Origin of the sequence: Xanthomonas hawaiiensis (assembly GCF_031834635.1) — a bacterium.
GTDB lineage: Bacteria > Pseudomonadota > Gammaproteobacteria > Xanthomonadales > Xanthomonadaceae > Xanthomonas_A > Xanthomonas_A sacchari.
On sequence record NZ_CP115873.1, the window covers coordinates 1120307 to 1132030 of the forward strand.

The following is an 11724-nucleotide window of genomic DNA, read 5'->3' on the forward strand; positions in this document are numbered from 1 at the left end:
ACCGGTACGGCCAAGTCGCGGCTGAAGCCGCTCCTGCGAGGAACAGCGCGTCACGCGGAGCCGCGGCAAGCGCGTGATTGATTGGAATGGTCCATTACCATGTATGCGCCACTGCATCTCGCGCAGCGGGTGCGCCATCCATGCCGTGCTGGCGCGCTTCAGCGATCCAGTGTCAGTGCGTCGTCTTCCAGGCGGCGAATGCCCAACTCGGCCTGCAGGCTGGCCCAGCCGAGATCGGTGATTACCAATGCGCGGGAGCCGTCGGCGCGGCGTAGCCAGTGTCTGGCGCAGAACTGATCGAGCAGGGCGGCGCCAAGGGAGCCTGCGAGGTGATGGCGGCGTTCGGTCCAGTCCAGGCAGCGCCGGGCCATGGCGCGGCGGCCTTGCGCGAGGTGCGGCAGGTCCATGCCCATGCGCGCGAACCACGCCGCGCCATCGCTGGAGACGGCGTAGTGGGTGGCGTCGTCGTGCGTGGTCAGCCAGGCGCGCTGTTCCAGTGCCTCGGCGACCGCCACGCCGAGGCGCCCGGCGAGGTGGTCGTAGCAGCAGCGCGCCAGGCGCAGCGGCTGGGCGTCGCGGTGCGGGCGGCGGCAGCGCGACGTCTGTGGTGGTGCGAGGGTGGCCAGGGTTTCGAGCACGGTGGCGACGTGCGCGTTGGCAAGGCGGTAGTAGCGATGGCGGCCCTGGACCTCGACCGTGAGCAGGCCGCCCTCCAGCAGCTTTGCCAGGTGCGCGCTCGCGGTCTGCGGGGTGACGCCGCCGGCGAAGGCCAGTTCGCCGGCCGGCAGTGCGCGTCCATCGAGCAGTGCCATCAGCATGGCGGCGCGGGCCGGATCGGCGATCAGGAACGCGGTCGCTGCCAGCTTGGGATGTTCCAGATGCATCGTCGCGCTCCCGATGGACGCGGCCATCATAGGACCGGCCGCGCCGCGACGTTTCGATGCGCACCGAAACGATGCCGGCGGCGGATTCCTAGACTGCGCGCATTCCCACCGGAGCCTGCCGATGCAGACGAACGAAACGTCGACGAACCCCGCTGAGCGCGCTGCGCATGATGTGTTCGAACACTGGCATCGGCATGTGGTCGCGCGCGATCTGCCGGCGTTGATGGCGCTGTATGCGCCGGACGTACAGCTGGAATCGCCCTTGGCCTATGTGGTGTCGGCGACGCGACAGGACGGGCGGCTGCAGGGCCGCGAGGCTATCGCGACGTTCTTTGCCGCGTCCTTCGCCCAGCCCGAGAACGGCCTGGGGCGTTGGTATCGCAGTGGCCACTGCCATGTCGCGGGGCGGCAATTGGTCTGGGAGTATCCGCGCGACACGCCGCAGGGCGATCAGGTCGATCTGGTGGAAGTGATGGACCTGGACGCCGCTGGGTTGATCGCCTGCCATCGCGTGTACTGGGGCTGGAAGGGCGTGCAGACGTTGTTGGCTGCGCTGGGCAAGCAGTCCTGAACTTGCGGATGTTGCGGTCTTCGCACGCGGCTGCACGTGCGCACATGTCGCGGCGATCCGGCGCGTCGCCGTGGCCGCGACCTCAATGAAAATCGCGGCTGCGGATGTCCAGGCCGAGCAGCATGGGTGTCAGGTCCTCGAGGTGGGCGGCGATCAGATGGCGGACCTTGCCTTCGGTTTCGACGCGACCGCGCACCAGCAGCAGCCGGGATTCGAGCAGGGCCTGGCGCTGGCGTTCGGCCAGGCGCCGCCACACCACCACGTTGACCAGGCCGTGCTCGTCTTCGAGGGTGACGAAGGTGACGCCGCTGGCGGTCTGCGGGCGCTGGCGCATGGTCACCAGGCCGGCGATGGCGACGGCGCTGGCGTGCGGCAACGCGCGCAGTTCGCCGGAATGGCGGTAGCGGCGCGCGCGTAGCTGCGCGCGCAGCAGGGTCAGCGGGTGCTTGCCCAGGGTGGTGCCGAGCGTCGCGTAGTCGGCGCGGATGTCCTCGCCCTGGCTGGGCAGCGGCAGCGCGACCTGCTGTTCGGGCGTGGCTGCCAGCGCTTCGAACAGGGGGCGCTGTGCCTCGACGCCGGCCACGGCCCAGCGTGCGCGGTGGCGATGGCCGGCCAGCGCTTTCAACGCGCCGGCGTCGGCGAGGGCGGCGCGGGCCTTGTCGTCGAGCGCGGCGCGGTGGCACAGGTCGGCGAGGTCGTGGAACGGTGCCTGCGCACGCGCTTGTTGCAGGCGCAGCGCGGCGTCCTCGGCCAGGCCGCGGACCAGGCGCAGGCCGAGGCGGATCGCCGGCTGCACCTTGGGATCGGGGCTGTACGCTTCCAGGCTGCAGTCCCAGCCGCTGTAGCGCACGTCCACCGGCCGCACCTGCAGGCCGTGGCGGCGCGCGTCCTGCAGCAACTGGTCGGGGCTGTAGAAGCCCATCGGCCAGCTGTTGATCAGGGCGCAGGTGAACGCCGCCGGTTCGTGGCACTTGAGCCAGCAACTGGCGTAGGTGAGCAGGGCGAAACTGGCGGCGTGGCTTTCGGGGAAGCCGTAGCTGCCGAAGCCCTTGATCTGTTCGAAGATGCGTCCGGCGAATTCGGCGCTGTAGTTATTTTTCAGCATGCCCTCCAACAGCTTGTCGCGATGCGGTTCCAGGCCGCCGTGGCGTTTCCAGGCGGCCATCGAGCGGCGCAGTTGATCGGCTTCGTCGGGCGTATAGTCGGCGGCGACCACCGCCAGCTGCATCACCTGCTCCTGAAACAAGGGCACGCCGAGCGTTCGTTCGAAGACCTTGAATAGTTCCGGAGGCAGATCGTCGGTGGCTTCCTCGCCGCTGCGCCGGCGCAGATACGGATGCACCATGCCGCCCTGGATCGGCCCGGGGCGCACGATCGCCACCTGGATGACCAGGTCGTAGAACTCTTCAGGCTGCAGCCGCGGCAGCATCGCCATCTGCGCGCGCGATTCGATCTGGAACACGCCGATGGTGTCGGCGCGCTGGATCATCGCGTAGGTCTGCGGGTCTTCGGCGGGAATGGTGGCGAGCGTGTAGTCGCGGCCGCGGTGCGCGCGCAGCAGGTCCAGGGTGCGCCGCAGCGCGCTGAGCATGCCCAGCGCGAGCACGTCGACCTTCATCAGCCCGACCAGTTCCAGGTCGTCCTTGTCCCACTGGATCACGGTGCGCTCGGCCATGGTCGCGTTCTCCACCGGCACCAGGGTGTGCAGCGCATGCTCGGAGATGACGAATCCGCCGGGATGCTGCGACAGGTGCCGCGGGAAGCCGATCAGTTGGCCGGCGAGCACCAGTAGCCGACGCATCACCGGCGTGTCCGGGTCGAAGCCGCGCTCGCGCAGCAGTTCCTGCGCCGACTCCACCGGGTCGCGCTGGCCCAGTGCGGACGACAGCGCATCGACGGTGTCGCTGGGCAGGCCCAGCGCGCGCGCCACGTCGCGTACCGCGCTGCGCGTGTGGTAGCTGATGGCCACCGCCGCCAGGGCGGCGCGCTCGCGGCCGTAGTGGTTGAAAATGTACTGGATCACTTCCTCGCGGCGGTCGTGCTCGAAATCGATGTCGATGTCCGGCCGCTCCTTGCGCTTCTCGGAGATGAAGCGCTCGAACAGCATGCCGATGCGATCCGGATCGATCGCGGTGATGCCCAGCGCGTAGCACACCGCCGAGTTCGCCGCCGAGCCGCGGCCCTGGCACAGGATGTCCTTGGAGCGTGCGAAGCGCACCAGGTCGTAGACGGTAAGGAAGTAGGACTCGTACTTCAGCCGCTCGATCACGCCGAGTTCGTGTTCGATCAGGCGTCGCGCCTTGTCCGGCACGCCGTGCGGCCAGCGCTCGGCCGCGCCGCGTTCGGTGAGGATGCGCAGCCATTGCGTGGGCGTGTGCCCGGGCGGCACCAGTTCGTGCGGGTACTCATACTGCAGTTGCTCGAGATTGAAACTGCAGCGCTGCGCGATGCGCACCGTTTCGGCCAGCAGCGCCGGCGGATACAGCGTCGCCAGCGTGGCGCGCGGGCGCAGGTGACGTTCGCCGTTGGGATACAGGTGGGCGCCGGCTTCGTGCAGCGGCAGGCGCTGGCGGATGGCGGTCAAGGTGTCCTGCAGCGCACGGCGGCCGCGCGCATGCATGTGCACGTCGCCGCTGGCCACGGCGGGCAGTTGCAGTGCATGCGCCAACTGCAGGCGTGCCTGCAGCAGCGCGGCGTCGTCGGGGCCGCGCAGCAATTCCACTGCCAGCCACAGCCGCTGCGGGAAGCGTGCCTGCAGCCAGGCGCCATCCGCGGCGTCGTCGCCGTCGCCGCGCGGCAGCCACAGGCACAGCAGGCCGTCGCCGTTGTCTGCGTTGGCCAGATCCTCGCGCAGCGCGCAGTAGCGGCCCTTGTCGGCGCGGCGCCGGGCCAGGGTGATCAGCCGGCACAGCCGCTGGTAGCCGTGCAGGGTCTCGGCCAGCAGCACCAGCTTGGGGCCGTGCTCGAACTGGATCTCGCTGCCGACGATGAGGTGCAGGCGCATGTCCCGGGCCGCCTGCCACGCGCGCACGATGCCGGCCAGGCTGCATTCGTCGGTGACCGCCAGGGCGCGGTAGCCGTGGTGCAGCGCGCGTTCGCACAGTTCCCACGGATGCGAGGCGCCGCGCTGGAAGCTGAAGTTGGACAGGCAATGCAGTTCGGCGTAGTCGGGCAGCGCGGCGTCGGCTGGCGTACGCGGCGCGCTGGCGGTGGGTGCGCTGGCTGGCGCAGACGCAGGCGTCGGCAGCAGCCGCAGGCGCGGCGGCATGCGCGGATGCGGCGGGGTGTGGCTCATGCGAACCAGCCGTGCAGCATCAGCGCGTCCGATGCGTCGGCCGGGGCGAAGGCCCAGGCGCGCTGGCCCTGGCGGGTGCGCACCACGTAGTAGTCGCGACGCACGTCGCCGTCGTCCCACCAGCCGCTCTCGATGCGCTCCGGCCCGGCCAGGCGTTCGGGCGTGCGTTCGCGCAATGGGATCGGTCGCGGCAGCAGCCAGCCGGGGCGTGGCGGCGCGTTGGCTGCGGGTGTGGCCGTGCTGCGTGCCGTGCTGGACTCGGCGCGCCAGGCCAGTTCGGGGCGATGGTCGGCGTGCGCGCGCAGGCCATGCACGGCGTCGTCGCCCAGGCGCGCGCGCAGGCGTTCGCGCAGTTGTTCCCACGGCAGCGCCTGCTGCGCGCGTTCGTCGAACAGTTCGCGCGCGGCCGGCACGAAGGGCGGCAGTTCGTCGGCGCACAGGCGCAGCGCCTGCACCGGCGCCGGCACGCTGGCCTGCTGCAGGCGCCCACGCGCCAGTTCGAACAGCATCGCCGCATCGCGCTCGGCGGCGAGCAGGCCCACCGGCACCACGCTGGGCTCCAGGTCCTCGTGTTCCAGTAGCAGGCGGAAGCGCTGCACGCCGCCATCGCGCCCGGCCAGGAACGCGGCCAGGTCCTGGGTCAGGCGACGCAGCGGGAACAGCAGCGCCTGGTTGGATTCGGTGGCATAGCCCAGTTCCACGCGCGCATCGAAGCGGTCCGGCGGCAGGTAGTACTGCAACGGCAGTGGCGCCTGCCCGCGCAGCGCGTCCAGGTGCTGCAGCAGGGCCGGCGGATAGCGCCGCGCCAGCCCGGTGCGCGGCAGCGCGAACAACTGCTGCAGGCGGCGCAGGCCCATCCGCGCGAAGCCGTCGGCCAGCGCGGGTGGCAGCCCGGCGCGGGCGATCGGCAACTGCCCCAGCGCGCGCTGCAGCGCGGCGTTGTCGAGCAGGGCGATGCCGTCGTGGGCATTGACCAGCGCACGCGCGGCCAGCGGATGCGGCGCGACCACGATGCGGTGGCGGAAGCCCAGCGCGGTCAGTTCCTCGCGCAGCCGTGCCTCGAAGCGCGGCCAGGGCCCGAACAGACCGAGGCTGGCTTCGATCTCGAGCAGCAGCGCGCCGGGGTAGTCGGTGCTGACCAGCGAACTGAAGCGGTATGCCCACGCCGCGAGGAACTGCTGGCTGCGGCGGCTTTCTTCGGCATCGTGCAGGGCGGTGGCGAAGCGGTCGCACAGCGCCTGCGCGGTGACCAGGGATTGCCCGGGGCGCAGGCCGCGGGCGCGCGCGGCGGCGTTGACCGCTTTCAGCGTGCGCCGCTGCGGCGGGCCGTCGAGCAGCGCCAGCGGTTCGTCCGGCGTCGGCCAGCGACGCAGGACGGTGTCCAGCGCCAGTTGCGGCAACAGGATGCAGGCCCAGCGCATGCGTGCGGTCTCACCCGGTCGCCAGGGCGGACAGGGCGATCGGCTGCACCGGCGGCAGCCCGCCGCGGCACTTGAGCACGCGCAGTTGCGCCGGCGCGGCGTCGATGGCGATGCGCAGCGCGGCCGGCGACGGATTGGCGGCGGCCTTCAGCGGCCGGTAGGCGAAGCCCAGGGTGCGCCCGGTCTCGGCGGCCACCTGCAGCCGGCGCAGGGTCTTGTCGCCGGCCAGTCCCGGCCAGCACAGCACCGCCGCGCAACTGCCGGCGCGCAGGCACTGTTCGGCGGCCCAGGCCGCGTCGGCGCCGGCATGGACGATCTGCAGCTGCGCCAGCGCCACCCCGGCCTGCGCCCAGGCGGCGGGGTAGGGCAGGTACGGCGGATCGACCAGCACGATGCGGCCGCCGCCCTGCGACAGCCGCGCCAGCGTCGGCCACAGCAACTGCAGTTCGCCGATGCCGTCGGCGGCGTGCAGCAGCTCGGTCAGCGCCATCTCCGGCCAGCCGCGCGCGGGCAGCACCGCGTCCAGCGCGGCGTGCCCGGTGGGCTGCGCGCTGGGCGGCAGCGCCGTCGGCTGGCCGCGCCAGACCCGGCGCTCGGCCAGCAGGCGGTCGAGGGCGACGACGGCGGCCATCAGCCGGGCCGGATCAGGCCGCAGTAATGCCCTTCGATGGCGAAGTCCTGCCCGCGGCCGACCACGATCGGCACATAGGCGGGATTGCGCGGCAGCAGGGCGATGCCGTCGCCATCGGCGCGGTAGCGCTTGATGGTGAGTTCGCCGTCCAGCCGCGCCACCACGATCTGGCCGTTGCGCGCGTCGGCGGCGCGGCGCACCCCGACCAGGTCGCCGTCGAGGATGCCGTCGTCGATCATCGAATCGCCCTGCACCCGCAGCAGGTAGTCCGGGCGCAGTGCGAACACCGCGCGGTCCAGGCGCAACTGCTGGTCCAGGCCGATGTCGGCGCCGATCGGCGCACCGGCGGCGACCCGGCCCAGCACCGGCAGTTGCAGCAGTTCGCTGCGGCTACCGGCCTGCGCCGGGCGCAGGCTGCGCGCCTGCTGCGGCACCTGCGCCAGCAGCCCGGCCTCGACCAGCGCCTGCACGTGCTTGCGCGCGGCATTGCGCGAGGCGAAGCCGAAGCGTTCGGCGATCTCGGCCAGGCTCGGCGGCCGCCCGTCCTGCTCAATGCAGGCATGGACGTAGGCGAGGATGGCGGCGCGCTGCGGGGACAGGGTGGTCATGGTGTACATTTGTACACCTGGGGCGCGGCCTTGGCGAGAGGGGCGCTGAACGCGTTCGGCGTCTCCCGACTGTGTCAGCCGCGCCCAGCGCCATCCTCCGGCATCGCCCCGGCGTAGCGGGCGCGGGGCCGGATCAGCTTGCCCAGGGCCTGCTGCTCCAGGGCGTGGGCCAGCCAGCCGGCCTGGCGGGCGGCGGCGAACAGCACCAGGGCATGCGCCGCCGGCAGGTCGTGGACGAAGCAGAGCGCGGCCAGCAGGCAGTCGATGTTCGGGCGCTGGCCGCTGCAGTCCTGGGCGGCGGCGATCACCGCGTCCACGTGCTGCATGCGCGCGCTGCCGCCGCTGCGTTCGCGCAGCAGGCGCAGCACTTCGGCCGCGCGCGGGTCGCCGTCGGGGTACAGGGCGTGGTGGAAGCCGGGCAGGTCGTCGCCGCGCTGCCAGCGTTCGGCGATCAGGGCGGCGGCGCTGGGCGCGTCCTGGGCGTCGCGCAGCAGGGCATGGGCGCGGGCGGTGGCGCCGCCGTGGCGTGGGCCGGACAGGGCGGCCAGGCCGGCGCTGACGGTGGCGTGCAGCGGCGCGCCGGTGGAGGCGACCACGCGGGCGGCGAAGGCGGAGACGTTGAGTTCGTGGTCGGCGCACAGCAGCAGCGCGGCGCGCACCAGCTCGGCGAAGTCGGCGTCGCCGGGGCGCCAGTGGTCGGCGATCAGGCGATGCAGCGGGCGCGCGTCCGGCGCGGTGCCGACCAGCAGCGCGGCGTTCTGCCGCAGCAGGGTGGCGGCGATTTCGCGGCGCACGCCGGGGGCGGCGTTGAGCGACTGGCGCAGCTCCAGGGCCAGCAGCGGGATGCAGGCCATGGCGCGTTCCAGCGGCGGCAGCGTGGCATGCCCGGCCAGCGGCGCCAGCACTGCCGGCCACGGCACGGCCGGCGCGCTGGCGAACGGGTCTTCGCCGTCGGGGCAGTCCCACAGCAGCCGGGCGACGTCCTCCAGGCTGGCGCCGGCTCGCACCATGGCCACCGCCGAGCGTCCGCGGTAGTAGGGGCCGTCGGGGCGGATCAGCGAGATCCGCGTCTCCAGCACCGGCAGGCCGCGGTCCAGGCTCTGCGCGGCGCCACGCGCGGCGCCGCGGCCGGCGCGCTTGCGCTGCGCCAGCCGTTCCACTTCGGCGCGCAGGTAGGCGCGGCTGCGGTGGTCGGGACCGGCGCGCGAACTGAGCAGGCCGCGGCTGACGTAGGCGTACAGGGTGGCGCTGCTGATGCCGAGCAGGGCGCAGGCCTGGGCGGCGGAGATCAGGTTGCGGTCGGGGGCGTCGGACATGAAGGGACGATAGGTTGATTCATTGAATCAAGATTGATCCGTGCCGGCGAGAGTGCCAGATTGGCGCCCATCGCGGAACGCCCGGCGGGGCGCCGCCGCCTCTTCGTCAGGAGCCGCCCATGTCCCTCGTTTCCTCCGGCGCCGGTTTCCGCGCCGCCCTGGCCGCCGAAGCGCCGTTGCAGGTGATCGGCGCGATCAACGCCAACCATGCGCTGCTGGCGCAACGCGCCGGCTACAAGGCCATCTATCTGTCCGGCGGCGGCGTCGCCGCCGGCTCGCTGGGCCTGCCGGACCTGGGCATCAACACGCTTGAAGACGTGCTGATCGACGTGCGTCGCATCACCGACGTGTGCTCGCTGCCGCTGCTGGTGGACATCGACACCGGCTTCGGGCCGAGTGCGTTCAACATCGAGCGCACCATCAAGGCGCTGATCAAGGCCGGCGCGGCCGCCTGCCACATCGAGGACCAGGTCGGTGCCAAGCGCTGCGGCCACCGCCCGGGCAAGGAGATCGTCAGCCAGGGCGAGATGGTGGATCGGGTCAAGGCCGCGGCCGATGCCAAGACCGATCCGGATTTCTTCCTGATCGCGCGCACCGATGCGATCCAGACCGAGGGCGTGGACGCGGCGATCGAACGCGCCATCGCCTGCGTGGAGGCCGGCGCCGACGGCATCTTCGCCGAGGCCGCCTACGACCTGGACACCTACCGCCGGTTCGTCGACGCGGTGAAGGTGCCGGTGCTGGCCAACATCACCGAGTTCGGCAAGACCCCGCTGTTCACCCGCGACGAACTGGCCGCGGCCGGCGTGGCGATCCAGTTGTTCCCGCTGTCGGCGTTCCGTGCCGCCAACAAGGCCGCCGAGGACGTGTACACCGCGATCCGCCGCGACGGCCACCAGCAGGCGGTGCTCGAGCGCATGCAGACCCGCGAGGAGCTGTACGAGCGCATCGGCTACCACGCCTTCGAGCAGCGCCTGGATGCGCTGTTCGCCGGCAAGGGCGCATGATCGGCGGCGATTTTCCTGCCCGAGCCTGCCCATGAATACCCATGCCAGCGCTGCGTCGTTCCTGCGCAGCCGCATCGATCGTCGCCAGACCGCGCGGCACCTGCTGCAGACCGAACTGGACAAGCTGTCCGAGGCCGAGCGCGAGGTGGTGGAGCGCTTCATCGCCAAGCGCCATGTGGCCCGCGACATCGTCAAGCAGGCCGACCGCGACCGCTCGCTGGGCGAGCGCGTCGCCGACCGCGTCGCCGCGATCGGCGGCAGCTGGACATTCATCATCGGCTTCTGCGTGGTGCTGCTGGGCTGGATCGTGCTCAACAGCCTGGTGCTGGTGCACGCCTTCGATCCGTATCCCTACATCCTGCTCAACCTTTGCCTGTCGTGCCTGGCCGCGATCCAGGCGCCGGTGATCATGATGAGCCAGAACCGTCAGGCGGCAGTGGACCGCCTGCACGCGCAGAACGACTACGAAGTGAACATCAAGGCCGAGCTGGAGATCCTGCAGGTGCACGAGAAGCTCAACCAGTTGCGCGAGCAGGACTGGGCGACGCTGGTGGACCTGCAGAACCGACAGATCCTCATGCTGCAGCAACTGCTTGAGCGCGCCGGCGTCTCGCCGCCGCCGCAACCGCAGGCCCCCTGATCCACCGCACTCATCCGACCGCAACACCGGGAGATTCGCCATGAACGACACCGCTCCGCAGACCGCCCCCGCCTTCAAGCCGAAGAAATCGGTGGCCCTGTCCGGCACCGCCGCCGGCAACACCGCGCTGTGCACGGTGGGCCGCAGCGGCAACGACCTGCACTACCGCGGCTACGACATCCTGGACCTGGCGCGCAGCAGCCAGTTCGAGGAGATCGCCTACCTGCTGGTGCACGGCAAGCTGCCCAGCAACAGCGAGCTGCGCGGCTACAAGGCCAAGCTGCGCTCGCTGCGCGGCATCCCGGCCGCGGTCAAGGCCGCGCTGGAGCAGTTGCCGCCGTCGGCGCATCCGATGGACGTGATGCGCACCGGCGTGTCGGTGCTGGGTTGCGTGCAGCCGGAGAAGGACGACCACAACCATCCCGGCGCGCGCGACATCGCCGACAAGCTGATGGCCAGCCTCGGCTCGATGCTGCTGTACTGGTACCACTACAGCCACAACGGCCGGCGCATCGAGGTGGAGACCGACGACGATTCGATCGGCGGACACTTCCTGCGCCTGCTGCACGGTTTCAAGCCGCACGAAGAATGGGTGCAGGCGATGCACACCAGCCTGATCCTGTACGCCGAGCACGAGTTCAACGCGTCGACCTTCGCCTGCCGGGTCATCGCCGGCACCGGCAGCGACATGTACAGCGCCATCGCCGGCGGCATCGGCGCGCTGCGCGGGCCCAAGCACGGCGGCGCCAACGAAGTCGCCTTCGAGGTGCAGAAGCGCTACGACACCCCGGACGAGGCCGAGGCCGACATCCGCGCGCGGGTCGAGCGCAAGGAAGTGATCATCGGCTTCGGCCACCCGGTGTACACGGTGTCCGATCCGCGCAACCAGGTCATCAAGGACGTGGCGCGCGAACTGTCAGAGGCGCAGGGCAGCCGCAAGATGTACGACATCGCCGAGCGCCTGGAGACGGTGATGTGGGACATCAAGAAGATGTTCCCGAACCTGGACTGGTTCAGCGCGGTCAGCTACCACATGATGGGCGTGCCGACGGCGATGTTCACGCCGCTGTTCGTGATCGCCCGCACCGCCGGCTGGAGCGCGCACATCATCGAGCAGCGCATCGACGGCAAGATCATCCGCCCCAGCGCGCACTACGTGGGACCGGAGGATCAGGCGTTCGTGCCGATCGATCAGCGCAGCTGATCCTCCCCTCTCCCATCGGGAGAGGGGTCGGGGGTGAGGGTACGGCGGCTAGGGACGTCTGCGATGGAAGGCCTTTCCTACAGACAACTCTCTAGCGCCCGTACCCTCATCCGCCCCTCATGAGGAATCGGATTGCACCAGGCTTCG

At 71.1% G+C, this 11724-nt stretch carries 10 protein-coding genes; 4 read left to right on the top strand and 6 right to left on the bottom strand.

Annotated elements, in window-relative coordinates; all coding sequences use genetic code 11:
• Positions 1 to 158: 158 nt before the first annotated feature.
• Entirely contained in the window at positions 159 to 884 is a 726-nt protein-coding gene (locus PG878_RS05020) for an ArsR/SmtB family transcription factor (RefSeq protein WP_209032023.1), read from the bottom strand.
• Positions 885 to 897: 13 nt separating this feature from the next.
• Here PG878_RS05020 and PG878_RS05025 point away from each other — a divergent pair, with 13 nt between their 5' ends.
• Positions 898 to 1455, top strand: coding sequence for a nuclear transport factor 2 family protein (locus PG878_RS05025; RefSeq protein ID WP_244672690.1), 558 nt, complete (start codon positions 898 to 900; stop codon positions 1453 to 1455).
• Positions 1456 to 1537: 82 nt separating this feature from the next.
• On the opposite strand, the gene PG878_RS05030 is transcribed toward PG878_RS05025, so the two are convergent.
• The 5 genes from PG878_RS05030 to PG878_RS05050 all read right to left on the bottom strand — a co-directional run bounded on the left by PG878_RS05030 (position 1538) and on the right by PG878_RS05050 (position 8726).
• Entirely contained in the window at positions 1538 to 4750 is a 3213-nt protein-coding gene (locus PG878_RS05030) for an error-prone DNA polymerase (RefSeq protein WP_244672691.1), read from the bottom strand.
• On the bottom strand, positions 4747 to 6171 hold the full coding sequence (locus PG878_RS05035; RefSeq protein ID WP_209032024.1) for a Y-family DNA polymerase: 1425 nt from the start codon (positions 6169 to 6171) through the stop codon (positions 4747 to 4749). Before PG878_RS05035 ends, PG878_RS05030 begins: the two co-directional genes overlap by 4 nt.
• A gap of 10 nt (positions 6172 to 6181) precedes the next feature.
• On the bottom strand, positions 6182 to 6802 hold the full coding sequence (gene imuA / locus PG878_RS05040; RefSeq protein WP_209032025.1) for a translesion DNA synthesis-associated protein ImuA: 621 nt from the start codon (positions 6800 to 6802) through the stop codon (positions 6182 to 6184).
• The gene (gene lexA / locus PG878_RS05045) at positions 6802 to 7410 is read right to left on the bottom strand and encodes a transcriptional repressor LexA (RefSeq protein WP_209032026.1); all 609 of its coding nucleotides are present in this window, start codon (positions 7408 to 7410) and stop codon (positions 6802 to 6804) included. Before lexA ends, imuA begins: the two co-directional genes overlap by 1 nt.
• A 74-nt stretch (positions 7411 to 7484) precedes the next feature.
• Entirely contained in the window at positions 7485 to 8726 is a 1242-nt protein-coding gene (locus PG878_RS05050; protein ID WP_209032027.1) for a citrate synthase family protein, read from the bottom strand.
• Positions 8727 to 8845: 119 nt separating this feature from the next.
• Between PG878_RS05050 and prpB the strand changes: the two genes are divergently transcribed.
• The 3 genes from prpB to prpC are packed head-to-tail and all read left to right on the top strand — an operon-like array spanning position 8846 to position 11577.
• Entirely contained in the window at positions 8846 to 9733 is an 888-nt protein-coding gene (gene prpB / locus PG878_RS05055) for a methylisocitrate lyase (protein WP_209032028.1), read from the top strand.
• 31 nt (positions 9734 to 9764) lie between these two features.
• Positions 9765 to 10373: a DUF1003 domain-containing protein gene (locus tag PG878_RS05060; protein ID WP_209032029.1), complete on the top strand. Its 609-nt coding sequence runs from the start codon at positions 9765 to 9767 to the stop codon at positions 10371 to 10373.
• Between the two features lie 40 nt (positions 10374 to 10413).
• Complete coding sequence (prpC, locus tag PG878_RS05065; RefSeq protein WP_209032030.1) at positions 10414 to 11577, top strand: bifunctional 2-methylcitrate synthase/citrate synthase; 1164 nt, start codon at positions 10414 to 10416, stop codon at positions 11575 to 11577.
• Positions 11578 to 11724 lie beyond the last annotated feature (147 nt).